We start from the raw sequence: 22703 nt of genomic DNA on the forward strand, positions 1-22703 counted from the left end.
GTCAGGCCTCGGCGCCGGCGCGGAGCCCGGTCGTCACCGCGTCGAGCACGGTGCGCGCCCGCCCGGCGATGGTCGCCCCGGCCACGAGGATGCCCGGGGCGGCGCGGACGCCCTCGCACCGCACGCCCACCGCCTCCAGCGCGCCCAGCCGGTCGCCGCGAGGCCACGCGACGAGGTCGAGCTCCGGGCCCTGCATGGAGCTCACCACGCCGAACGCGCCGCGCGCGTCGCCCAGCGTGACGGGCGCCGCGATCGAGAGCGCGAACGGCGCGGCGCCGCGCGCCGGCAGATCGGGGCCGGCGCCGCGCTCGGGCGGGGCGTACGCGATCCCTCCGCCGGCCAGCCCGCCGATCGCCAGGATCACCGCGTCCGCCGCGAGCGGCACGTCCTCGCCGTCCACGTGGACCAGGACGCCGTCGCCCGCGCCGCCTGCTCCTGCGCGGCCGTCGCCTGCTGTCACCGCGCGCACGCGGCCGTGGCGCTGCGTCACCTCGATCGCTGCGAGCAGCGCGTCGCGCGCCGCCTCGAAGCGGAGCCCCGCCGGAGAGCCGGCGCCGATCAGCGCCTCGCCCACCGGGACGCCGAGGCGCGCCGAGAGCGCCTCGGCCCGCGGCGCGCGCGCGCCGAGCCACGGGCCGAGCAGGATCGCCCCGGCGCCGCCCGCGACCTCGAGCGCCTGGTGGAGCCGCTCGACCAGCCAGGAGAGCCGCGCCGGATCGTCGTGCCGCGCGGCGAGGTCGCCGTCCGCGATCCCCCGCTCGTCGTCGAAGCGCAGGAAGGGCGCGTCGACTGGCAGGAAGCGGAGCCCCCGCGCCCGGGCGAACGGCTCATCCGTGAGCGCCTCCGCGAGCGCGTCGGCGTCCCACGCCGCCCGCGGCACGCGCGGGACGAGGACGCGCGTGCGGCGCAGCGGGCCGAGATCGAGCAGCGCGCGATCCCTGCCCCGGGCCGGGCGGATCCGCCCGGCCACGGTCGCGATGCGCGCGGCCGCCGCGTGCGGCACGTCCCACAGGCCGAGCTCCGCCGCGAACTGCCGCGCCGCCGGCGCGAGATCGCCGGCGGGCAGGTCGCTGCCGAGCAGCCTCGCGGCCCGCTCGACCTGCTCCCACGGGACGTCGTCCACCGCGCCGCCCGCGAGCGCCGTCTCCCCGACGCCCGCGGAGATCACGGTCACCCGGGCCCCGCGCCGCCGCGCGCTCCACGCGGCGGCGAGCCCGGCGACGCCGGCGCCGATCACGAGGATCGATCGCGCCACGCCCTCTCCTCTGGCTCCCTCGCCGGGCGCGGCGCGCGGCGGTCGCTCGCCTCGCTCTCGTCGCACGCCGCCGCGGTCGCATCGTCGTCCGCGGGGGCGCCGAGCTCCGACCGCACGCTGGCGATGGCGAGCGCCTCCTGCCTGGCCTGCTCCGGGCCGAGCGCGACCGCGCGCGTCACCGCCTGCCGCGAGAGGAACTCCACGGCCTGCCGCATCCCGTCGCGGGGCGGGAGCGAGAGCTCCTGCGCCACGATCTGCCCGCACCGCGCCGCGCAGCGCATCCCCCCGCACGCGCCGAGCCCGAGGCGCGTGCGGCGCGCGACGTCGGCGACGCTCCGGGCGAGCTCGTGCCGGAGGACGTAGCGCACCTCGGCCTCGAGGACCGGCTCGCACGGGCACACCGTCGCCGCCTCCCGCGGCCGCTCGCGCACGCGCTCCTCGATCCGGAGCGCGCGCGAGCCGTGCCGGTACACGAGCCGCCGGGCGGCCACCGCGTCGATCTCCATCCGCCGCGCGAGCGCGAGCGCGTCGACGGCGCGCTCGCCGCCGGGCAGCGGCGTCACGTGCGTCGCGCAGCGCGCGCCGAGGTCGAAGCGCCGCGCGAGCACGTCGGTCATCTCCTCGGCGAAGAGCCGGAAGCTGGCCAGCTTGCCGCCGATCATCGAGTAGAGGCCAGGCGCGCCGTGCGCCGCGTGATCGACGACCTGGTGATCGCGCGAGAGCGCGTCCTCGGTCGGCCCGTAGGCGTAGAGCGTGGGCCGCACGCCCGCGTACGTGCCGATCGCGCGCGCCTCGTGGATCTGCGGGAACACGCGGGCGATGCCCTGGACGAGGTACCTGACCTCCTCGCTCGTCGCGCGGACCTGATCGAGATCGCCGTAGAAGTCGTCGTCGGTCGTGCCGATGACGCTCATGTTCTCCCACGGCTCGACGAAGATCTGACGGCCGTCGATCGTCCTCGCCATGATCGCGTAGTTGGTGAGGCGGCGGTCGAACACGACGTGCACGCCCTTGCCGGGCCGCACCCGCGAGCTCGCCGCGGGCAGGCCCGCGAGCGACGCCGTGATCGGCGACCACGCGCCGGTCGCGTTCACGACCGCGCTCGTGCGGAGCCGCCCGCCCTCGCCGCTCACGCGGTCCCGGTAACGGACGGCGATGACCTCGCCGGTGTCCTCGCGGCGCTCGATCCGCTCGATCGTGTGCCCGACGTACACCTTCGCCCCGCGCTCGATCGCGTCGACCGCGTTCGCGACGCAGAGCCGCGCGCCGTCGATGCCCCACTCGTCGAAGCTGAAGCCGCCCACGAGGTCTCCGTGCAGCCCCGGCTCGAGGCTCCGGAGCTCGTCGGGCGACAGGCGCGCGTGCGGCTTGCCGCGCTTCAGCGGCTGGTACTGGTCGTACGCCTCGAAGAAGCCGTCGGCGAGCGCGTAGAGCACGCGCGCGTGCCTCGCGTTCTCGAACGGGACGAGGAAGGGGATCCGGAAGAGCAGGTGCGGCGCGATCGCCTGGATGTGCCCCGAGTCGCGGCACGACGTCTCGGTCACGTGCGGATCGCTGGTCAGGTACCTGAGCCCGCCGTGGATCATGCCGCTCGAGTTCCCGCTCGCGCCGAACGCGAGATCGTTGCGCTCGAACAGCGCGACCCTCAGGCCCCGCTGCGACGCGTCACGCGCGACGCCCACGCCGTTCACGCCGCCGCCGATCACCACGACGTCGACGTCGGTGTCGGCGCGGCGGGCCGTTCGTGCGGCGCTCGAAAGGAGGATCGTCACTTGCGGCGTATAGCATGCCAGAAATCTTCCACGAGCGGGCTCGACCGCGCGCGCGGAGCTGCGCGTGGCGCCGTGGACGCTGGCAGAGATCGCCCGTCAGCCGCGGACCCGGATCGCCCAGGTGAGCTTCGCGAGGCTGCGGAGCACGTTCGGGACGCGCCGCGTGAGGTTGATCGAGGGCCGCCGCTTCTCGAGCACGCGGACGGGGATCTCCTCGATCCGGAGGCCGGCCCGGTAGGCCCGGATGACGAACTCGCTGGCGAAGACGTCCTTGTCCACGACGCAATCGCGCGCGATCCCGAGGAGCGGCTCGCGCACGAACGCCTTGAGCCCGTGCGTGTCCGTCCCCCGGAAGCCGAGCGTGGCGCGGAGGAGCCCGTTGTACATCTGGCTCGCGGCGTGCCGCGCCCACGGGCGGTCGTCGCGCGCGCCCTGGATGAGCTTGGATCCGATGACCATGTCGGCGCCGCCCGCTTGCAGCATCGCGATCGCGCGGCGGTGGAAGTCCGCGTCGCACAGGTCGATCTCGTCGCAGAGCACGAAGCGCCCGCGCGCTCGCTCGATGCCCGCGCGGAGCGCGGCCCCGTAGTTCGGCTCGCCGATGGAGAAGTGCCGTACCTCCGGGTACTTGCGCTCGAGCTCGCCGGCGATGCCGAGGGTCCCGTCGCGCGAGCCGTTCTCGGCGAGCACGAGCTCCCAGCGCCAGCCGAAGGGAGACAGCCGCTCGCGCAGGTCCACGACGGCGGCGTGGAGGATCGCCTCCTCGTTGTAGACTGGGATGACGATGGAGATGTCCGGCGCGTCGCCCGCGTCCCCGCGGCCAGGCCCGGCGCTGCTCACGGCGCGCCTCCGAGGAGCGCCTGCGCCGCGCGCGCCGCGTCGCGCCCGAAGTGGAGCGCGTCCTCCATCGAGGAGTAGTTCCAGCCGCCGTAGCGCCCGCACGAGAGGATGCGCTGGCCCTCGAGGAACGGCCGCACCGCCCCCAGCGACTCGAAGTAGCTGTGGTCGAACACGACGTACGCGTAGTCGATGCGGCGCAGCCGGGCGAAGCGAATGGCGCTCGGGGCGGGGATGAGGCCCATCTCGACGAGGCCGTCCGCGACGCGGGGGAGCAGCGTCGCGAGGTCGGGCTCGGCGCGATCGGCGAGCTCGACATACAGGCTCGCCTTGCCTGGCGGGGCCATGGAGGAGGAGAAGTTCGAGTAGCAGCCCACCCGGTAGAACGGGTACTTCTCCTCCGGCACGTACACCCAGTGCAGCGGCTTCCCGCACGGCGTGTCGAGCGCCACGTCGAGGTAGTAGAGGTGGGTGCAGCGCAGCCGGGAGGCCGCCTCGCTGACCGCCCGGGGTGCGTCCGAGAGGAGCCTCACGAGCGCCGGCAGCGGCGTGGAGGACACGAGCACGTCGTACCGGACGATCTCGTCGTCGAACACGAGCTCGCGCGCGCGCCAGTCGATCGCCACGGGGGCGCGGCCGAGCTCGAGCGCGGGCGTGGCCGCGTCGCGCGGCCGCTGCTCGGCGAGCGCCCGCGCGAGCCCGTGCGTCAGCTGCCCGATGCCGAGCCGCGGGTAGAGGAACCTCGCGTTGTAGCCGAGCTCCCGGTCGTTCAGCCCGACCGCTCCGGCGAGCACGTCCTCGAGCTTCGGTATCGGGACGAAGCGGGAGCACCAGGCGGCGGTGATCTCGCTCGGGTGCACCCCCCAGAGGCGGCTGTTGTAGGGGATCATGAAGTGGCGGCTGATCCCCTCGCCGAAGTGCGCCAGGCAGAACTCCTCGAAGTTCCTCGGCTCGGCTCGGTCCCCGGCGAAGTGCGCCTCGATGAAGCCGCGGAGGCACTCGTAAGCGACGGCGGGCGGCAGGCCGAACGTGTTCGCCTGGAACGGATACCGGGTGTACGTGCCGTTCGACCAGATCATCGAGCGCCGCTCGATCTCGAGGGGATCGGGGCCCAGCCAGCCGAGCGCGAGCTCCCGGGTGGCGGGGTCGCGCAGGTGGAGGAGGTGGCCTGTCCTGTCGAAGCGGAAGCCGTCGTCCTCGAGGGTGATCGCGTGGCCGCCCGGGCGGGGCAGGCGCTCGAAGACCCGGTGCGGCACGCCGGCCCGGCCGAGGTGGTACGCGGCCGCCATGCCCGTCAGGCCGGCTCCGAGGATCGCGACGGGAATGCTGGAAATCGTGGGTCGGGTCATCGCTCGCGGACCGGCGGCGGTCGCGAAGACACCACCTCCCCGGTGCGCCGTCAAGGCGCGCAGCCCGCGCGGCGCGCCCCCCGCACGCTGGATTTCCAGCACGTAACGTAAGGCGCGCAGAAGCTCCGAGCGCCGCGGCGAAGACCACCGTTGGCGCCTCCGCGCAGAGCGACTAGGTGTGATCGGACCCCAGCGCGCCGGCCCGGCGCTCCGGGGCGTCCGAGGTCCAGATGCCCATCCCGCGCCGGAAGTCCGTTCACGTCACCGGGAGGATCCTTTACCTGACCGAGGACCCGGAGCTCCTGAAGCAGCAGCTCGCGGGCGGCGAGATCCGCTTCGATCCCGGCCAGCACGCGCTGATCGACAACATCTCTACCGACGAGCTCACGCCGGGCTGGGTCTGTTACTACTACGACGAGACGCTCGCCCGGTACTGCCTGGTCGGGCTGCGCGGTGGGCTCGTCGAGCGCGACGCCATCAAGAACGGCGGCTTCGGGGTCATCGTCAGCGGGCGCTCGAAGGGCTGCGGCAGCTCGCGCGAGACCGCGCCGTACTCGGAGCGCGAGGCCGGGATCCAGATCGTCGTCGCCCGCAGCATCGAGAAGATCTACGGCCAGAACTGCCAGAACATCGGGCTGCTCACGACGACCGACTCCTCGCTCCTCGAGCGGCTCGCGCGCGGCGACGAGATCCCGATCGGCGAGTTCACGCGCGGGCTCGACCCGATCAGCGCCGACGTCGTCGAGTACGGCGGGCTCTTCGCCTACAACAAGGCGCGGCTGGCCGGCGAGGTCTCGCCGCCCACGCTCGCGACGCCGCCGCGGCCGATGACCCTGTGCGAGAAGATCATCGCGGCGCACGCGATCGTGGACGCCAGGGCGGGCGAGATCGGCGTCCCCGCGGTGAAGCCCGGCGACGCGCTCTTCGTCCGCATCGACGTGCGCTTCTCGCACGAGTACGTGACGCCGATGGCCGAGTCGCTCTTCCGGGCGGGCTTCGGTCCGGACGCGAGCGTGACCGAGCCGGAGAGCGTCTTCGCCTTCCGGGATCACCTCACGTTCCTCGAGCGCGTGATGCCGGAGGCGCACCTCAAGCTCGGCCTGCGGGAGCAGGCGGCCTCGCTCGCGACGGTGCAGCAGGCCTTCACGGAGCGGCACGGGATCAGGCTGTACGGAGAGGTCGAGCGCGACGGCAGGACCGTGGGCTCCGAGGCCATCTGTCACAACAAGGTGATCGAGGAGCTCGCGCTGCCAGGGCAGATCGTGGCCGGGACCGACTCGCACACCTGCATGGCGGGGGCGCTCGGGTGCTTCGCCTTCGGCGTCGGCTCGACGGACATGGCGAACGCGTGGCTCACGCGCGACGTCCGCGTCGCGGTGCCGCAGTCGGTGCGCTTCAACCTGACGGGGCGGCTCGGGCCGGGGGTCACGGCGAAGGACGTGATGCTGTTCCTGCTCTCGCAGCCGTTCTGGAAGACGGGCCAGGGCATCGGCAAGGTGCTCGAGTTCGCGGGCGACGGCGTCCGCGGCATGGGCCTCGACGAGCGGGCGACGCTCACCAACATGGCGGTCGAGGCGGGCGGCTTCACCGGGATCATCGAGGCCGACGAGGAGATCGTGCGCTACCTCGTCGAGCAGCGCGGCCTCGCCGCGGACGACGTGCGCGCGCGCGTCGTCCGCGCGGATCCCGGCGCGGAGTACATGGCGACGTTCGACATCGATCTCGCGTCGGTCGAGCCGATGGTCGCGACGCCCGGCGATCCGCGGAACGGCGTGCCGCTGCGGTCGCTCCGCGAGGTCTCCGGCGGCGACGTGAAGATCGACATCGCGTACGGGGGCTCGTGCACGGGCGGCAAGAAGGCCGACATGGACATGTACGCGTCCGTGCTGCGCCGCGCGGTGGAGCAGGGGAAACGCGTCGCCGAGGGCGTGCACCTCTACATCCAGTTCGGCTCCCAGGACATCCGCCGCTACGCCGAGGCGAAGGGCTACCTCGAGATCTTCCAGAAGGCTGGTGCTGAGCTCGTTGACCCCTCCTGCGGCGCCTGCATCAAGGCCGGGCCGGGGGTGTCCGACCGGAAGGAGCAGGTCACGGTCTCGGCGATCAACCGGAATTTCCCGGGCCGAAGCGGCCCCGGCCAGGTCTACCTGGCCAGTCCCCTGATCGTCGCGGCGAGCGCGATTGCGGGGAAGATCGCATTCCCGGAGTCATGACGCAGAGCGCCTATCGCGGAGTTACACACATGGTGCCCGCAATCGGCCGCACGGAAAAACGAATGCTTTCCACGGAAGTGCGCCGTACGGTAAGGTGCTCTTCTGTGGCGGATCGGGAGGAGCCCCAAGAGCGTATGACCGACAAGGACACGCTGGCGAAAAACAACGAAGCCTCGAAGACGGACAAGAGGAAGCAGAGCCTCTACTTTCCGGAGTCGATGCTGCAGGAAATCAAGGAGGAAGCGGCGCGGCTCGATCGCTCGCTTTCTTGGGTCGTGCAGCGCGCGTGGAAGCTGGCGCGGATAGACATCAAAAAGCTTCCGAGTGTCAATGACGTGGCTGACGACGAGGACAGCGGCGACTAACATCGCCGCGGGCCGCGCGTAGCCGCGTCGCTCGGGGATCGATGGGTCGAGAGCTCTTCGCCGCCGGGAAGGACGGTACGCGGATCTACGTCCGCTACCGGGAAGGTCCCGGCGGCATCGGAAGCTTGGCCAGCGGGGTGGGGGCGGGCTCGGAACGCCTCACCGCGGTGCTATGCGACGGTATCGCGTGCGACGGCTTCATCTGGAAGTACCTGTGGGACGACCTGGCGCGCACCGTCAACGTCGCCCACTGGCACTATCGAGGGCACGGGCGGAGCAGTCTGCCTGTTGATCCGCAGGCGATCGAGCTGAGCGACCATGCGAGCGATCTCGCGGCGGTGCGCGCGGCGCTCGGCGGCGGCCCGGTGGTGCTCTTCGGGCACTCGATGGGGTGTCAGGTCATCCTCGAGCACCTGCGGACCCACCGCGAGGGGGTGCGCGGGCTCGTGTTGATCTGCGGCTCGTCCGGCAGGATCACGCACCACTTCAAGGGCACGGACGTGCTCGCGCAGATCTTGCCGCGCATCATCGAGCAGGTCGACGCGTACCCGCACATCGCGCGCGCGATCTGGAGCCGCGTGCCCGCGCCGATGGCGCTGCGGATCGCGCTGCTCGCCCGCGAGGTCGACGCGAGCGCGGTCACCCCGGCGGATCTGCTGCCTTACATGCGGCACATGGTCGACATCGATTTCTCGATGTTCCTCCACATGCTGCGCAGCGCCGGCGAGCACTCGACGCTCGATCTGCTGCCCCACATCGACCTGCCCGCGCTCGTGATCGCCGGTGATCGCGACACGTTCACGCCGCCGCGCCTCGCCGAGGAGATGGCGGCCGCGCTGCCTCGCGGAGAGCTGATGATGGTGAGCGGCGGCACGCACGTCGTCCCGCTGGAGCGCAAGAAGATGGTGATCGAGCGCGTGGAGCAGTTCCTGCTCGAGCGCGTCATGGGCGGGGCCTCGCTCGGCGCGAACGCGGGCGTCTCACCCTCGCAGCCTCCGGCAGAGGAAGCGCCCTTGCCGGAGGATCCGCGCGGGCTCGCGAAGGACGGATGAGCCGCCGCGCGCGAGGCGGGCTCGCGCGCGGGCTGCCGCGGCGCCTCGACGGCGCGGTCGCGCCGCGCCTGCTCGTCGCGGCGGCGCTGCTCGGCGCCTCGTGCGGGAGGCCGTCGTCCGAGGGGAGCGGCGCGCCGGCGGTCGCGATCGCGGCGCTGGCCGAGGTCGTGCCCGCGGCGCTGGCCGAGGTCGCGCCCGCGGCGCTGGCCGAGGGCGCGCCCCCGGCGCGCTCGTCGGGCGAGCCGCCAGCGCCCCACGTGGCGAACGCTGGCGCAGCCGCGGACGCGCACACCGCGCGCGCTCTCCAGCGCTCGCCGCTGCGCGCGCTGCGGCTCACGGGCAAGCCGACCGACGGTCGCTTCGAGGCGACGCTGGCGCTCGGCGCGGGCGAGGACGGCGCGGCCCCGCGCGAGGTCAAGGTGAAGCTCGCGCCGGCGCAGAAAAAGAGGCCGCTCGCATTCCGGCGTCCGCTCGCGTTTTACCGCCTCGCGCGGGCGCTCGGCGCGCACGTCGTGCCCGCCGCCGCGGCGCGCCGGATCGGCATCGGCGAGCTCGCGTCGCTGATCGGCCGTGAGCCGGCCGCGCGCAAGCTGCTGCGTCGCCTCGCCGTCATGAACGACGGGACGGTCGACGCGCTGGTGCTCGCGCCCGCGCCCGGCCCGCCCGGCCCGCGCTGGATCGCGCCTCGCCGGCAGTCGATACGCTTCGACGACGCGCCCGAGCTCGACGTTTGGGCGCGCTGGGCGCGCTCTCCGTCGCCCGCGCGCGGCGAGCGCGCGCCGATCCTCCGCGATTACCTCGAGGTGCTCGCGCTCGACTACCTGGCCGGCAACGGGCTCCGGAAGGAGATCGTCATCGACATCGGCGCCGGGGCGCTGAGCGTGGAGGCCAACGCGAGCGCCTTCCCGATGCACGTGAAGGCGCACGAGCTCGATCGGCAGCTCGACCGCCTGGTGGAGGCGGCGCGGTTCCCCCGGGCGCTCCGCGACGCGCTCGCGCGCTTCGGCCCCGGCGAAGCCGCCGCGGCGCTGCGCCCGGGCGGGATCGAGGAGGAGCTGGTGCCCCCGCGCGCGCTCGTCGAGCTCGAGGAGCGCAGGCAGGCGCTCCTCAGCCTGATCGAGGCGAAGATCGCCGACCGGGGAGAGGACGCCGTCCTCAGCCTCTAGCGCCGCGCCGGCGCTCTGCCGCGCGGCGCACCTCCACCGCCGCGGTGCGGCCGCGCGCCGCATCTTGATCTCCGGCGGCCGCAGGGCGATCACGATGGCCGTGATCGACGTGGCGACCCTGCAGCGCTGGACGGAAGACATCGGTTACAGCGCCGAGCTGGAGAAGCCGTCGACCCTGCGGATCCGTCCGCGCGAGGAAGGGGTCGTCGAGCTCCCGCCGTTCTACGTCCAGTGCACCGAGAACTGGGTGGTGCTCTCGATGTTCGGCGTGCTCGATCGGATCGAGACGCAGGACGACCCCGAGGGCGAGGCGATCCTGGTCCCCCTGGCCGAGGACACCGGCCAGATGCTCGGCCTGCTCCGCCACCTGCTCGAGGCGAACCGCGACATGCGCGTCGCCAAGTTCGCCCTCGACGATCGGAACGAGGTCCTGCTCTGCGCCGAGCTGCCGACCGAGTCGCTGGATCGCTCCGAGTTCGTCGACGCGGTCGAGCGGATCATCGAGTACGCCGCGACGTACCGGCACGCGCTGTTCGGCGACTGAGCGGACAGGGACGAGCTGCGCGCGTGGACGAGCGCCGCGCCGCCGCGCGCTCACTTCTGCGTGATCACCACGCGGTTGTCGTCCCGGTAGGTGACGTAGCCCGACTCGCCGCGGCAGTCCCAGCAGGTCGCCCACGAGAGCCGCCGCCGCACGTAGCCGTTGAAGCCGAGCGCGATCGGCCCCCGCTCCCCCTTCAGCAGCAGCGACGACGCGATCCGGTAGCGGTCCCCCGGGAGCCTCAGGAAGGCGACGATGAACGCGTCGTCGTCGGACTTCCCCGTGACCACGAGCACCTCCTCGCCCGGGACCGGATTCCAGAGCAGAGGCGATGTGGTGAGCGTCGTGTTCGGGGGCGCGCTCGCCTCCGGCTGGACCGCCGGGGTCCCGTTCGGCGAGAGCCGCGTCCGGCCGCGGCCGAGCACGACGTTCGCGTCGTCCGGCTCCTTGAAGAACGAGATCTCCCCGCCGAGGTCGCGGAGCTGCGGCACCGACGCGAGCAGCTCGGCGACCTGCTGCGGCCCGATCTCCGCGCGCCGGAACGTCTGCTGCCACTGCGGCGACGGGATCGACGCCGCGTTCGGCGCGCCGTGGCAGCACCGGAAGCCGATGTCGTCGCCCGATACGGTCGGATCGACCGCCGCGCGGCGCGCGCACCGGTGATCCACGCCGCTCGCGCTCGCCGTGGCCCCGCGCACGGCGGCGGCCTTGGGCTGGAGGTTCTCGATCGGCGCCACATCGCTCGCGGTCCACTCGCGCAGCGCGGCGCCCATGCCGACGACGCCGAAGCCCGACGCGCACGACGCCGGCGCCTTGGCGCACGCCGGGTCCCACGCCGCGCCGCCCGCGTACGGCGTCCCCTCGGGGCCCTTGCACGCGCGCTCCCACTCCAGCTCGGTGCACAGCCTGCCGCCAGCCTGCTGGCAGAGCTCCGAGGCGCGCGCCCGCGTCACGCCGGTGACCGGGGCCTGCGCCGGGTCGTTCGGGTACAGGAAGCGGTCGACGGCGAAGCCGCCCAGCTCGACGTCGAGCAGCGCCGGCTCGAGCGCCGGGTCGCGCCCCTTGTCGCCGGGCGTGCTGCCCGCGACGAGCTTCCCGGCGGGGATCTCGATGCGCGCGGGCCCCGACGCCGCGGCGCCGGCCCGCGGCGCCGCGCTGGCAGCGGGCGACTCGTTCTCGGCCGCCTCGAGCACCTTCCCCTTCGGCGGCGCGAGCGTCACCGCGGCGCCTCCGTCCGTGCGCGTCTCCCCGGCCTGCTGCTGCTGCTCGGCGCGGCCGCACCCGGCCCCTCCGGCGATGCCGGCGGCGACCATCAGGAGCAGGACAAAGGCAGGCGTCCTCGGCGGCACGGTTCCTCGAAAGCGCCCCGCCTTATGTCGCAGGACCCCTCGCCCGTCAAAGTGCCCGCGCTATGCTGCCCGGGATGGGGCAGGGCGTGAGCGACGCACCGGATCCGATGGCCTCGCAGATGGCGCAGCTCCTCGCTGGCAGCGATCTCGACGAGCTGCGGGAGATCGTGCGGCGGTGGGTCGCCGAGGCGCCGACCGAGGGTGTGCGCCGCCACTACCAGGAGCTCGGCGGGCGCCTCGTCGATCTCAAGGCGGCGCTCTCCGACAACCCCGTGCAGCCCACGGTCGCGGAGCTCGAGCAGGCGCTCACGATGATGCTCCGGCTCGCCGCCTCGAACCCGAGGACATGACCCGCCGGTGATGCTCGCCGACCTTCCCCCGTGGTTCCTGCGCGCCTTCGCGCTCTGCTTCGGCCTCCTCTGGGGGAGCTTCCTCAACGTCGTCATCCACCGCGTCCCGCGCGAGCTCAGCGTCGTGCATCCCGGCTCGCGCTGCCCCGCGTGCGGCACGCCGATCCGCGCCTTCGACAACATCCCGGTCCTCAGCTACCTCCTGCTGCGCGGCCGCGCCCGCTGCTGCGGGGCGGCGGTCTCGCCGCGGTACCCCCTCGTCGAGGCCGCGGGCGGCGTCCTGTCGCTCGCGATCGTCGAGATCCTCCTCCTCGGGCTCCCCGGCACGACGCCGATCCTCCGCGTGCTCGCCACGTACATCGCCGACCTCGCGCTCGCGCTCGGGCTGCTCGCGGCGACGTTCATCGACCTCGAGCACATGTACATCCCCGACGGGATCACGATCGGCGGCGCGGTGCTCGGCGTCGCCACCGCGTCGCTGCGCTCGATGGGCTTCGCCGACGCGCTCCTCGGCGCCGCGGTCGGCTTCGCCGTCGTGTGGCTCCCCTTCGTCGTGATCTACCCGCGGATCCGCGGCGGCCGCGTCGGCATGGGCCTCGGCGACGCGAAGCTCCTCATGCTGGCGGGCGCCTGGTTCGGCTGGGGCGGCGCGCTGTTCGTGCTCGGCGCCGGCGCCGTCCAGGGCTCGCTCGTGGCGATCGCCATGCTGCTCCTGCGCGGGAGCATCGAGGAGCCCGAGGCGGTGCGCCTCGAGCGGGAGCAGATCCGCGCCGAGCTCGCGGAGATGTCGCCCGAGGAGCGCGCCGCCGCCGAGGAGGAGCTCGCGCAAGATCCGCTCGCGGAGGAGCCTGGCGAAGGGTTCGGCCAGGCCCGCATCGCCTTCGGCCCGTTCCTCGCGCTCGCGACGCTGGAGTACCTGCTCGTCGGCCGCGACGTCCTCGACGCGTATTTCTCATGGATCGACGCTGGATGAAGGCCCTGCTCCACCGCGCGCTCGGGCTCTCGCTCGCGCTCCTCCTCCTCGCTGGCTGCGGCAGCTCGCTCCCGGTGCCCCCGACCGGCCCTCACCTGCCGAGCGAACCGGCGGTGGTCGTGCCCTACCCTCCGCCGCCCGCGCGGGTGGAGATCATCTCGTCGCCCGACAAGCCGGGCCTCGTCTGGATCGACGGGGAGTGGCAGTGGCGGAGCCGCCGCTGGGCGTGGCAGCCGGGCCGCTGGGAGCCCGTGCCGCCGGGCGCGTATTTCGCTCCCAACGCCACCGTGCGCCGCGCCGACGGATCTCTGGTGTGGTTCGCCGGGGTGTGGCACGCCCCCGGCAAGAAGTGATCGACACCGCGGCCGCGCGATGGAAATTCACGCGTGCCAAGGCGCTCGAAGCGCGCGCCTGCCGCAGCCTGACCGGCGTCGGCGAGCCGGCTCGGCGCGCCAGCCCCTGCACGGATCGATGAGCCCTGCCCCATGATGCTTGCCTGGTCGTTCGCAGCGCGTACACCCGACGAAATCGCCCGACTCCTCCGCTCGCTCGGCAAGCACCGGTACGTGCGCGAGGTCGATCATCGGCTCCACTGGTCCATCGATCACGCCCTCGCCGAGCTGCCGGAGTTCGCGCCGCACGCCGCGGCCTTCGAGGCGCGCCTCAAGAAGGAGCGCGGCCTCGAGCTCGGCTCGCGCGACCCGTCGCTGTGGCGTGAGGCGAGGACCGAGGAGGTGATCGCCGTCCTCACGGCCTTCTGGACCCCGGACGAGGCGGCGCTGCGCTACCAGAGCCGCCTGCTCGAGGCGCTCGCGCGGACGGGCCTCCCCGAGGCGACCCACGACCCCTTCGCGTCTCCGCCGAACGAGCCCCCGCACCCGGAGCTCGTGCTGCTCGACTGGGAGCTGTACCCCGTGGACGAGCTCGACGCGGACCGGCACGCCGGCGCGCTGGCCGCCATGGAGGAGGCCGAGGAGGAGGTGAACGCGTCGGCGCCGGTCTACAACGAAGGCCCCGCCATCGCGGCGCCGGAGCTCTGCGACGGAGCGCCGAACGGGCTGCTCGCGGACGACTTCCTCGTGTGGTCGGACGGCCCGTACAGCTACTCGGACTACGTGTTCCGCGGGGTCGCGAAGGCGGCGAAGCTCGTCGACCCGCCCACCGGGTACCGGGACCTGTAGCCGCCGCCGATCCGCCGCTAGTACGGGTCGGGCTTCGGCGGCGGGACGGCCGGATCGACCTCGGCGGGGGGCGCGGTGGCCCCGGAGGTGCCGGTGGGCGCGGTGGCCTCGGAGGTGCCGGTGGGCGCGGGGGAAGGGGAGGGCGTCGGCCCTCGCGGCGCCACGAAGAGCGACACGTCGAGATCGATGTCCTTGTCGAACACGACCATCCGCCGCTGCGCGACGTGACCCGGCGCGAAGATCTCGATCCGGTGCGCCGCCCCGTCCTTGACGAGCTTGGCCTCGAACGGGTTCGAGGGCAGCTCCACCCCGTCGACGAGGATCTTCGCGCTGGCGGGGCGCGCCTTGATCGAGGCGCGGAGGAACGCTGGGTCCACCCCCGCGGCCGGAGCGCTGCGCTCGGCGGCCAGCGGCGAGGGCCCGGCGCTGGACGAGGGCGGCGCCTCGGCTGCCGGTGCGCTCTGGACCGGCGCCGCGGTCGCGCCGAGGGACCGCTGGGCCGGCTCCTGCAGCTTCACGTACAGCGTGACCGCGCCGATCAGCGCGACCACCGCCGCGGCCGCGAGGAGCGGCAGCCGCGAGCGCCGCTGCGCCGGCTCGGGCTGAGCGCTCGCGGTCGGCTCCGTCCGCACCACGGCGTGGAGCGTCGCTTGCGGGGGGCTCGAGCGCTGGACCGGGCGCGCAGGCTCCGAGGGCGAGGAGGCCGTGATCGCCCCCTCGTCCGGGGAAGGAGGATACGAGTCCATCGACTCGCGCACCGGCAGCGACGGCAGCCTCGACGCGTGGCCGGAGAGCTCCGTGCCGCCCGCATCGGGCCCGTGTTCCTGCAGGTGCTTGAGCTGGCGATCGATGATCGCCCGGATCTCGGCCCGCTCGTTGGCGAACAGCTCGGCCACGAGCTCGCCTACCTGCTCGGCGGTCACCTGCTCGTGGAGGCGCTCGGCGTGGCGATCGAGCTCCGCCCGGAGGTCGGCGGCCGTCCGGTAGCGCCTGTCGCGCGCGCGGGCGAGCGCCTGGTTGCAGATGCGCGCGATCTCGACGGGCACCTCGGGGCGCGCGGACCGCACGTCCGGGATGTCCCGCATCAGCCGGGAGATGATCTGCGGATCCGACAGCCCACGCCAGAGGCGGCGGCCGGTGAGCATCTCCCAGAGGATGACGCCGACCGAGAAGATGTCCGCGCGCCGGTCGATCTCGGACGAGTGCGAGAACGCCTGCTCCGGCGCCATGTAGGCGACCTTGCCCTTCAGCGTGCCGGCCTGCGTCTCGACGGCGCGGTGCGCGGCGAGCGCGATCCCGAAATCGACGATCTTCACCTGACCGTCGTACGTGATGAAGATGTTGTGGGGGCTGACGTCGCGGTGCACGACGTTGAGCGGCGTCCCGTCGTAGTCGACGAGCTCGTGGGCGTAGTGGAGGCCGGCCAGCACCTCGCTGAGGATCCAGAGCAGGACGGCGATCGGGATGGCGCGCTCCTGCTCGCGCGCGCGGGAGATCACCCGGCTCAGCGGCTGCCCGTCGAGGTACTCCATGGCGATGAAGTACTCGCCGTCCTCGAGGCCGACCTCGTTGGTCTGCACCACGTTGCGGTGGTTCAGCCGGGCGGCGAGGCGGGCCTCGTCGAGCAGCATGTCCCGGAACTCGGGCTCGTCGGCGATGTTGGGCCGGAGGCGCTTGATGACCTGCAGCTTGCTGAACCCTGCCGGTCCCACCGCGACCGCCAGGTGCACGTCGGCCATGCCCCCGCGCCCGAGCGTCGCGATGAACCGGTACTTGCCGAGGCTCCGCGAGCGCCGCTCGGCAGGGGAGGGCGCCGCGTCAGGCGGCGCCTCCCGGCTGACGGTCGTCTGTGTGTCGCGTGTGTCGCGTGCGTCGCGCGCGTCGTGGTCCGGGCGCCGCATCGGGATCGTCGGCGGGGGCTCGGCGGACACAGGGGCGGGCAGCTGTCTGGACCGCAGGGTCCGACCCTCGAGCGCGGCCTGCACGTGCTCCGGCGGGCCAGAGGCGGCGAGCTCGTCGCTGCGGGCGGAGTCCACCGCCCAGTCAGCCTCTACCGCCGTCCTCTTGTGCTCGCTCACCGCTGAATGGTCCTGATCCAAAGACGTGCAGTCAAGCTGACGGCAGCGCCGGCCACGCCTGCGCAGCGGCCGGCAGACGACGAGCGCTCGCCCACGACGGCGGGCCGGCGTCCAGCCGGTAGCCGGAGCAGTAACCACGATTGGCTCGGCCTGCACCGGCGCGCGCCACGCGCGCAGCAGTGATAGGAGCGACGCTGGACAGGAGCGCGCAGCGGAGACGTTTCCGCTCTCGGAAAACCGAAGAGGTCCCTGCTTCTGTGAGAAAAATCACGTTTACGCGGAACTGGTCCTCGCAAGGAGGAGGTAGAAAATTCGCGTATGCTTGCGCACCCATTCTCTCGAACGAGGTATCTCGATGCCCTGTGACTCGATTCCGCGGCGCCTGCTAGGCCAGGCGAAGGTGCGGCCCGAGGCTCCAGCCCACTACGTCAAGGACGGGGGCTTCTGGCGGATGACCAGCTACCGGCAGTACGCGGACGAGGTGCGGCGCGCCGGCAAGTCGCTCATCGCGCTCGGTCTCGAGCCCGGCGACACGCTGAGCCTCCTCGGCTTCAACCGGCCCGAGTGGGCGGTGCTGCACGTGGCCTGCATGGCGATCGGGGGCGCTCCCGCGGGCATCTACACGACGTGCTCGCCCGAGGAGGTACGCCACGTCCTCCACCATTCGGCCTCGCGGATGGTGCTGGTCGAGGACAGGCGCCAGCTCGAGAAGGTCCTGGGCCAGTGGGACCGCCTGCCGCAGCTGGAGTCGGCGGTGCTGATGCGGGGCGCAGAGCCGGGGGGCGATCCGCGGACCCTGTCGTGGGACGAGTTCCTCTCGCGGGGCAGCCGCGTCCCGGACGAGCTGTTCGAGCAGCGGCTCGACGCGCTCGAGGCGCGAGGGCTCGCGGCGCTGATCTACACCTCCGGGACCGTGGGACCGCCGAAGGGCGTGATGTTGAGCCACGAGAACCTGACGAGCGCGGCCGACATATCGGCGCGCATCCTCCCGTTCTCGTCACGGGACGTCGGCCTTTCCTACCTGCCGCTCTCGCACATCGTCGAGCAGATACTCACGATCCACCTCCCGGCCACGGTCGGCTCGACCGTGTACTTCGCCGAGTCGATGGAAGCGTTCGCCGACAACCTCCGGGAGGTGCGTCCGACCGGCCTCTTCGGGGTCCCGCGCGTCTGGGAGAAGATGATGGCCGGGGTCAGCGCGAAGTTCGCCGGCGCGAAGGGCTTGCAGCGGTTCGTGCTCGAGCAGGCGAGGCGCGTCGGCCTGCAGCACAGCGAGCTCCTCGCCCGGGGCGAGCAGCCCGGTCCGGTGCTCGCGACGCAGCACCGCCTCTTCGACAGGCTCGTCTACTCGAAGGTGAAGGCGGCCATCGGGCTCGACCGGGCGCACGTGTGCAGCAGCGGGGCGGCCCCCATCGCGAAGGAGGTCCTCGAGTTCTTCGCGTCGCTGGGCATCCTGATCACCGAGATCTACGGCCAGTCCGAGGTGACCGGCCCGACGAGCTACAACGTGCAGGGCAGGACGAAGCTCGGCTCCGTGGGCCCGGTCGTGCCCGGCGTCGACGCGCGGATCGCCGACGACGGCGAGATCCTCGTGAAGGGGCCGAACGTGTTCCTCGGCTACTACAAGGAGCCCGAGGCGACCGCGCAGGCCTTCACCGACGGCTGGCTCCGCTCCGGGGATCTCGGCAGGTTCGACGAGGAGGGGTTCCTCCACATCACCGGGCGGAAGAAGGAGATCCTCATCACCGCCGGCGGGCAGAACGTCTCTCCGAAGAACATCGAGGAGGCGCTGAAGCGCCACGAGCTCATCGCCGAGGCGGTGGTCATCGGCGACCGGCGCAAGTTCCTCACGGCGCTCCTCGTGCTGGCCCCCGACGCCGTGAAGCGCCTCGCGGCCGAGCGCGGTCTGAGCGGCGACCTCTCGCCCGAGTCGCCCGAGATCCGGGAGGGCGTGCAGCGGATCGTCGACGAGGTGAACGGCCAGCTCGCGCAGTTCCAGACGATCAAGAAGTTCGCGGTCCTGCCGCGCGGCTTCACCATCGAGGCCGGTGAGCTGACCCCGACGCTCAAGATCAAGCGGCGCAACGTGAGCCAGAACTTTGCGCGCGAGATCGAGGCGATGTACGCCGAGTAATCATGCACAGCGAGCCCGCTACCGCCGTCTCCCTCGACTTTGGCCAGACCCTGGTGGAGCTCGACACAGGGCTGCTCTCCGCCCGCCTCGCGGAGCGGGGCATCGCCGCGTCCCGGGAGCAGCTCGACGGCGCGGTCGCCGAGGGCTGGCGCGCGTACAACGAGGCGATCCAGCGCGGGTTCGGGGGGCACCCGTGGAAGATCATGATGCGCCGCCTGCTCGAGGCGGGCGGCGTCGCGGCGGACGCGGTCGACGCGGCGGTCGACTGGCTCTGGACGGAGCAGCCGCGGAAGAACCTCTGGCGCCGGCCGATCCCGGGGATGATCGACGTCGTGGTCGAGCTCAGGCAGGCCGGCGTGCCGCTCGCGGTGCTGTCGAACTCGGAGGGCCGGCTCGACGAGCTGGTCGACGAGCTCGGCTGGTCTGCGTATTTCGTGGCGGTCGCGGACTCGGGGCGTCTCGGGTTCGAGAAGCCCGGCAGGGAGATCTTCGCGTGGACGGCCGAGCGCCTCGGCGCGCCGCTCGCCGCGGTGGTTCACGTCGGCGATTCGCTCGCTGCGGATGTCGACGGCGCGCTCGCGGCAGGGATGCGGGCGATCTGGTTCAAAGGGGACGCGCACAAGGCCGCGCTGATGCGCCACGCCGAGCGCGTCGCCGTGTGCGACGACGCGGAGGGGCTGCGCCGCGCGCTCAGGGCGTTCGGCGTGCGCTTCTAGCCACGCCGGCCGATCTCCTGGCAGGCCGCGATCCGGGAGCGCGCCGATCGGACGCGAGGCTCACCGCGGCGACGCCCTCACGCGTCCGTCGCTGTGAGCACGAACGTCCCGAGGGCGCCCCGATTCGCGCTCGCCGCGCGCGCCGCTCTCCTGGATCTCCTCGCCCTGCCGCCTGGTCCGGGGGCGACGGTCCCTGGATCGTGCAGCCGATGCACGCGTTCCGGGTGGTTCGGGCATTGCTGGAGACAGGCTCACGATGGTCGTCAACGATGCAATGAACGAACAAGATCCCGCGAGCGGAGAGCGGCAAGCGAGCGTTCCCGCCGTCGTCCCTCGAGTGCTCAGCGAGGTCCGGCGCGCGGACGAGAGGCTCGTCTCGCTCGTGCAAGAGCGCCCCGTGGCCACGCTGTGCGCGGTGGCCGCGGTGGGATACCTGATCGGACGGGTGGTCACGCGGCTGGGTTGAGGAGGGTCATCATGACGGAAGGCGAGGTCGATGCGACACAGACGCGTGATCGGCGTGAGAGCGCGCGTGAGAGCGCGCGTGAGAGCGCGCGCGAGAGGGTGAACGACGCGCTCGGCCGGCTCGACGCGACGGAGGTCACGCGGGCGGTCTCGGCGTTCGCGCGGGAGAACCCGCACGTGGCGCTCGCGGCGGCGGCTGGCCTCGGGTTCCTGCTCGGCGGGGGCCTGACGCCGCGGGTGCTCAGCAGGCTCGGGTCCTTCGCGACCAAGAGCTACGTCAAGAACACCCTGGCCCAGGCGGTCGAGGGCCTCCTCGACGAGCAGGCGCGCTCGCAGGGCCAGTTCGGATCGTCTCCCTGACATCCAGGAGCCGCTGCGAGCGCCGGTGGCGCGACCTGCGCCGCTGCGAGCGCCGGCGGCGCGACCTGCGCCGCTGCCTCGCGGGGCTGCGCCGCTGCCTCGCGGGGTCGGCTCGGAGGGCGCTCGTTGCCCCGGCCGCCCCGTCGTGCCGGGGCGAGCCTCCTTCACGACCTTTGGCTGTACGTCTTGCGGATGCGGCGACCGCCGCTCTCGCTCAGCACCTCCTCGACGCTGCGGGACACGTCCGGCAGGCAGCGGACGGACAGCAGCGCCCCGCCGCCCATGCTGCTGGACTCGTCGAGGCAGCGCGCCTCGTATTCGGGCAGGCGAGCGCCGAGCACGGCGCCGAGCAGGGTGCCGGCCGCGCCGGCGGCGCCCGCCCCGGCGAGGCACGCGACGATGGGGCCCGCCAGGAACGCGTCGAGCCTCGGGATGATCAGCGCGCCTCCCGCCATGACCGCGGCGAGCGCGCCCCCGAGGAGCCCGCCGATCACGGCGCCCAGGGCGGCGCCTTCGGACGCCTTGCTGTGGATCGTGAGCTCGATCTCGGCCAGACGGGAGTGCTGCTTGGGCACCATGCTGATGTCCTCGGCCGCGACGCCCAAGGCGAGGAGGCGGCCGAGGGCGCCAGCGGCTTCCGTGCGACCTGGGAAGAATGCAGTGAGCGTCCGGTAATACATCATCGACGAGGGCCCTCGAGACGCGCTTCGCGAGGTGTGTCGTTCAAACCATCCGCTTTCGGAAAAGCATCGCTTGTGCCGCTCGGGCTGCGCAGATGTCGCTCGGCTGCCGGAAAGCGCCCGGGAAATGATGGAAGGCGCCGCACCGCGCTGGGACGGTGCGGCGCCCTCGCGCCCCCTGGAGCTCGCTCAGCGGGCGCCGAGCTCGTTGACGAACGAGCGCTCCCCGGTGGTCGAGGTGGTGCTCTCCTGGATCTGCTCCTGAGCCCGCTGTGCGGCGTCGAGGGCGCGATCCTTCGCCCGCTCCGCGCTGTGGCGCAGCTGACCCGCGCGTTCTCGCAGGCGGCCTGCGCTGTCCCGCAGCCGGCGGCGGGCCTCGTCACCCGACGTCGGCGCGACCAGGACGCCGACGCCGATGCCGAGGGCGGCGCCAAGGCCGATCCCGACCGAGACGGGGACGATCCAGTCGAGTGAGCTCCTCCTCTTGTAAGGGAAAATGTCGGCCATGTAGTAGACGAGATCGGTTGCCTTCATTGTGGCTCCGTCGGTTCTCATCGCGTGAAGGGCGCGAGCATCGCGCCTCCTTCCGCGTGGATTCACGTGGCTGGAACAGGGACCGGCGGGACGTGAGGCAGCGCGCATGCCAAGGGCATATTGCGCACGGAGGGAGCAGGGCCAGGGGCGCGCTGCCAGGGGGCGCGATCGCGGCGGGGGCGCCGCGAGGCTAGCGACAGAAGCCGTCGACGCAGACGCTGCCTTCGGCGCAGGGCTTCTCGGGATCGCACTCGCCGCCGAGGTTCTCGCTCGACCCGCACACCTGATGCACGCCGGAGAACGTCTCCACGGTCCTGCACTCGCTCAGCGAGGGCGACTGGCTGTCGCAGGCGTTCGGGTTCGGCTGGTCGCACGAGATGTAGCAGCTGTGGTGCAGGCAGATCGACCCCGGCGCGCAGACGTCCTGCGCCCCATCCTCGCCGCACACGAAGTTGCTCGACTGGCTCGGGATGCAGCCGTTCTCGACCCAGACATCGCCCTCGGGGCAGGTGGGGCCGTCGCTCCGCGGGACACAGGCGCCGTCGACGCAGACGGCGGAGGGGCCGCCGCAGTCGTCGGTGATGACGCAGGGCTGCGCCGGCTGGGAGCAGATGCCGAGGGTCGCGTCGCAGCGGTAGCTGCTGGGGCAGTCCGCGTCGTCGCTGCAGGCCGGCGTGCATTTGCCCTCGACGCACTTGTCGTTGGCCGGACACTGCGTCTGGTCGAAGCACTGGTCCTGAGGCGCGGTGCAGACGCCGCTCACGCAGAGGTAGTCGGCGCCGAGCCCGGCGCAGTCGACGTCCGCGCCGCAGGCGGCCGGGGTCGCCGGCACGCACGTCGCGGCGGTCTCGTCGCCTTCGCAGACATAGCCGTGGATGCACCCGAGGGGCTCGCCGTCGGCGAGGGCCTCATCGCAGCTGCCGGGCTGGCACGTGCCGTCCGGGGCGCAGGTCTCGCCCTCGGCGCAGTCGTCCGGATTGCCGCAGTACACGGCGCCGCTGTCGCCCCCGCCGCTGCCGCCTCCACCGCTGCCGCCCGCCCCGGAGCTGCCCGCGACGCAGGAGGCGGTGAGGTCGTCGGCGATGACGCACTCGAAGCCGTCGCTACACCCCCAGCTGGTGCAGTCGCCGATGTGGCAGGTATTGTCCTCGCCACAGGTCTCGTTGATCCCGCAGTCGGCCGGCTCCTCACAGCCGTCCGAGATGCCGGGTCCGCAGTCCTCCGCATCACAGAAGTGGCTGTCGGCGTCATCGTAGATCGGGCAACCCGCGAGGAGGGGCGCCAGCACGCTCGCGAGACCCAGCAGAGTAAGTCGCTTCATTCACCGTCTCCC

At 72.7% G+C, this 22703-nt stretch carries 22 protein-coding genes; 13 read left to right on the forward strand and 9 right to left on the reverse strand.

Going from position 1 to position 22703, the window contains the following annotated elements; translation table 11 throughout:
• Nucleotide 1: 1 nt before the first annotated feature.
• The 4 genes from WME85_RS50795 to WME85_RS50810 all read right to left on the reverse strand — a co-directional run bounded on the left by WME85_RS50795 (nt 2) and on the right by WME85_RS50810 (nt 5213).
• The gene (locus WME85_RS50795; RefSeq protein WP_437832781.1) at nt 2-1255 is read right to left on the reverse strand and encodes an FAD-binding protein; all 1254 of its coding nucleotides are present in this window, start codon (nt 1253-1255) and stop codon (nt 2-4) included.
• A complete protein-coding gene (locus tag WME85_RS50800; protein ID WP_437832783.1) occupies nt 1234-3027 on the reverse strand; it encodes a glycerol-3-phosphate dehydrogenase/oxidase in 1794 nt (597 codons plus the stop codon). Before WME85_RS50800 ends, WME85_RS50795 begins: the two co-directional genes overlap by 22 nt.
• A gap of 96 nt (nt 3028-3123) precedes the next feature.
• Nucleotides 3124-3867 (reverse strand): glycosyltransferase family 2 protein, encoded by a 744-nt coding sequence (locus WME85_RS50805; RefSeq protein WP_437832784.1) that lies wholly within the window; start codon nt 3865-3867, stop codon nt 3124-3126.
• Entirely contained in the window at nt 3864-5213 is a 1350-nt protein-coding gene (locus WME85_RS50810; RefSeq protein ID WP_437832786.1) for a protoporphyrinogen/coproporphyrinogen oxidase, read from the reverse strand. Before WME85_RS50810 ends, WME85_RS50805 begins: the two co-directional genes overlap by 4 nt.
• A gap of 230 nt (nt 5214-5443) precedes the next feature.
• Between WME85_RS50810 and WME85_RS50815 the strand changes: the two genes are divergently transcribed.
• The 5 genes from WME85_RS50815 (at nt 5444) to WME85_RS50835 (ending at nt 10553) form a co-directional block, all read left to right on the forward strand.
• Complete coding sequence (locus WME85_RS50815; protein WP_437832787.1) at nt 5444-7426, forward strand: aconitase family protein; 1983 nt, start codon at nt 5444-5446, stop codon at nt 7424-7426.
• Between the two features lie 134 nt (nt 7427-7560).
• Nucleotides 7561-7791: a TIGR04563 family protein gene (locus WME85_RS50820; protein ID WP_012241296.1), complete on the forward strand. Its 231-nt coding sequence runs from the start codon at nt 7561-7563 to the stop codon at nt 7789-7791.
• Nucleotides 7792-7832: 41 nt separating this feature from the next.
• The gene (locus tag WME85_RS50825; protein WP_437832789.1) at nt 7833-8843 is read left to right on the forward strand and encodes an alpha/beta fold hydrolase; all 1011 of its coding nucleotides are present in this window, start codon (nt 7833-7835) and stop codon (nt 8841-8843) included.
• Nucleotides 8840-10009, forward strand: a complete 1170-nt coding sequence (locus tag WME85_RS50830; protein ID WP_437832790.1) for a hypothetical protein — start codon at nt 8840-8842, stop codon at nt 10007-10009. The genes WME85_RS50825 and WME85_RS50830 overlap by 4 nt, the downstream gene beginning before the upstream one ends.
• Before the next feature lie 94 nt (nt 10010-10103).
• Nucleotides 10104-10553: a YbjN domain-containing protein gene (locus tag WME85_RS50835; RefSeq protein WP_437306293.1), complete on the forward strand. Its 450-nt coding sequence runs from the start codon at nt 10104-10106 to the stop codon at nt 10551-10553.
• 50 nt (nt 10554-10603) lie between these two features.
• Here the strand turns inward: WME85_RS50835 and WME85_RS50840 are convergent, their stop codons facing one another.
• Complete coding sequence (locus WME85_RS50840) at nt 10604-11899, reverse strand: formylglycine-generating enzyme family protein (RefSeq protein WP_437832791.1); 1296 nt, start codon at nt 11897-11899, stop codon at nt 10604-10606.
• Nucleotides 11900-11985: 86 nt separating this feature from the next.
• Between WME85_RS50840 and WME85_RS50845 the strand changes: the two genes are divergently transcribed.
• The 4 genes from WME85_RS50845 (at nt 11986) to WME85_RS50860 (ending at nt 14403) form a co-directional block, all read left to right on the forward strand.
• The gene (locus tag WME85_RS50845) at nt 11986-12249 is read left to right on the forward strand and encodes a hypothetical protein (RefSeq protein WP_437306295.1); all 264 of its coding nucleotides are present in this window, start codon (nt 11986-11988) and stop codon (nt 12247-12249) included.
• Nucleotides 12250-12259: 10 nt separating this feature from the next.
• Nucleotides 12260-13222: a prepilin peptidase gene (locus WME85_RS50850; protein ID WP_437832792.1), complete on the forward strand. Its 963-nt coding sequence runs from the start codon at nt 12260-12262 to the stop codon at nt 13220-13222.
• The gene (locus WME85_RS50855) at nt 13219-13575 is read left to right on the forward strand and encodes a YXWGXW repeat-containing protein (RefSeq protein WP_437832793.1); all 357 of its coding nucleotides are present in this window, start codon (nt 13219-13221) and stop codon (nt 13573-13575) included. Before WME85_RS50850 ends, WME85_RS50855 begins: the two co-directional genes overlap by 4 nt.
• 132 nt (nt 13576-13707) lie before the next feature.
• Entirely contained in the window at nt 13708-14403 is a 696-nt protein-coding gene (locus WME85_RS50860; protein WP_437832795.1) for a hypothetical protein, read from the forward strand.
• Between the two features lie 17 nt (nt 14404-14420).
• Here WME85_RS50860 and WME85_RS50865 read toward each other — a convergent pair whose 3' ends face one another.
• A complete protein-coding gene (locus WME85_RS50865) occupies nt 14421-16481 on the reverse strand; it encodes a serine/threonine protein kinase (protein WP_437832797.1) in 2061 nt (686 codons plus the stop codon).
• Between the two features lie 355 nt (nt 16482-16836).
• Between WME85_RS50865 and WME85_RS50870 the strand changes: the two genes are divergently transcribed.
• The 4 genes from WME85_RS50870 to WME85_RS50885 all read left to right on the forward strand — a co-directional run bounded on the left by WME85_RS50870 (nt 16837) and on the right by WME85_RS50885 (nt 20156).
• On the forward strand, nt 16837-18615 hold the full coding sequence (locus WME85_RS50870) for an AMP-dependent synthetase/ligase (RefSeq protein WP_437832798.1): 1779 nt from the start codon (nt 16837-16839) through the stop codon (nt 18613-18615).
• 2 nt (nt 18616-18617) lie between these two features.
• Nucleotides 18618-19331, forward strand: a complete 714-nt coding sequence (locus WME85_RS50875) for an HAD family hydrolase (RefSeq protein WP_437832800.1) — start codon at nt 18618-18620, stop codon at nt 19329-19331.
• Between the two features lie 274 nt (nt 19332-19605).
• Nucleotides 19606-19797, forward strand: a complete 192-nt coding sequence (locus WME85_RS50880) for a hypothetical protein (protein ID WP_437832802.1) — start codon at nt 19606-19608, stop codon at nt 19795-19797.
• An 11-nt stretch (nt 19798-19808) separates the two neighbouring features.
• Nucleotides 19809-20156, forward strand: coding sequence for a hypothetical protein (locus tag WME85_RS50885; RefSeq protein WP_437832803.1), 348 nt, complete (start codon nt 19809-19811; stop codon nt 20154-20156).
• A gap of 164 nt (nt 20157-20320) precedes the next feature.
• Here WME85_RS50885 and WME85_RS50890 read toward each other — a convergent pair whose 3' ends face one another.
• The 3 genes from WME85_RS50890 to WME85_RS50900 form a co-directional block, all read right to left on the reverse strand.
• A complete protein-coding gene (locus WME85_RS50890) occupies nt 20321-20734 on the reverse strand; it encodes a hypothetical protein (RefSeq protein ID WP_437832805.1) in 414 nt (137 codons plus the stop codon).
• 291 nt (nt 20735-21025) lie between these two features.
• Entirely contained in the window at nt 21026-21370 is a 345-nt protein-coding gene (locus WME85_RS50895; protein ID WP_437832807.1) for a YtxH domain-containing protein, read from the reverse strand.
• A gap of 190 nt (nt 21371-21560) precedes the next feature.
• The gene (locus tag WME85_RS50900; protein WP_437832809.1) at nt 21561-22691 is read right to left on the reverse strand and encodes a hypothetical protein; all 1131 of its coding nucleotides are present in this window, start codon (nt 22689-22691) and stop codon (nt 21561-21563) included.
• Nucleotides 22692-22703: the final 12 nt, after the last annotated feature.

The sequence above is a fragment of the Sorangium sp. So ce1153 genome (assembly GCF_051521595.1).
Classification (GTDB): Bacteria; Myxococcota_A; Polyangia; order Polyangiales; family Polyangiaceae; genus Sorangium.

Coding starts and splice junctions, on each gene's coding strand:
- WME85_RS50810 (WP_437832786.1), bottom strand. CDS start 5,213: ATGACCCGACCCACGATTTCCAGCATTCCCGTCGCGATCCTCGGAGCC.
- WME85_RS50815 (WP_437832787.1), top strand. CDS start 5,444: ATGCCCATCCCGCGCCGGAAGTCCGTTCACGTCACCGGGAGGATCCTT.
- WME85_RS50820 (WP_012241296.1), top strand. CDS start 7,561: ATGACCGACAAGGACACGCTGGCGAAAAACAACGAAGCCTCGAAGACG.
- WME85_RS50825 (WP_437832789.1), top strand. CDS start 7,833: ATGGGTCGAGAGCTCTTCGCCGCCGGGAAGGACGGTACGCGGATCTAC.
- WME85_RS50830 (WP_437832790.1), top strand. CDS start 8,840: ATGAGCCGCCGCGCGCGAGGCGGGCTCGCGCGCGGGCTGCCGCGGCGC.
- WME85_RS50835 (WP_437306293.1), top strand. CDS start 10,104: ATGGCCGTGATCGACGTGGCGACCCTGCAGCGCTGGACGGAAGACATC.
- WME85_RS50850 (WP_437832792.1), top strand. CDS start 12,260: ATGCTCGCCGACCTTCCCCCGTGGTTCCTGCGCGCCTTCGCGCTCTGC.
- WME85_RS50855 (WP_437832793.1), top strand. CDS start 13,219: ATGAAGGCCCTGCTCCACCGCGCGCTCGGGCTCTCGCTCGCGCTCCTC.
- WME85_RS50860 (WP_437832795.1), top strand. CDS start 13,708: ATGATGCTTGCCTGGTCGTTCGCAGCGCGTACACCCGACGAAATCGCC.
- WME85_RS50870 (WP_437832798.1), top strand. CDS start 16,837: ATGCCCTGTGACTCGATTCCGCGGCGCCTGCTAGGCCAGGCGAAGGTG.
- WME85_RS50875 (WP_437832800.1), top strand. CDS start 18,618: ATGCACAGCGAGCCCGCTACCGCCGTCTCCCTCGACTTTGGCCAGACC.
- WME85_RS50880 (WP_437832802.1), top strand. CDS start 19,606: ATGAACGAACAAGATCCCGCGAGCGGAGAGCGGCAAGCGAGCGTTCCC.
- WME85_RS50885 (WP_437832803.1), top strand. CDS start 19,809: ATGACGGAAGGCGAGGTCGATGCGACACAGACGCGTGATCGGCGTGAG.
- WME85_RS50890 (WP_437832805.1), bottom strand. CDS start 20,734: ATGGTGCCCAAGCAGCACTCCCGTCTGGCCGAGATCGAGCTCACGATC.
- WME85_RS50895 (WP_437832807.1), bottom strand. CDS start 21,370: ATGAAGGCAACCGATCTCGTCTACTACATGGCCGACATTTTCCCTTAC.
- WME85_RS50900 (WP_437832809.1), bottom strand. CDS start 22,691: ATGAAGCGACTTACTCTGCTGGGTCTCGCGAGCGTGCTGGCGCCCCTC.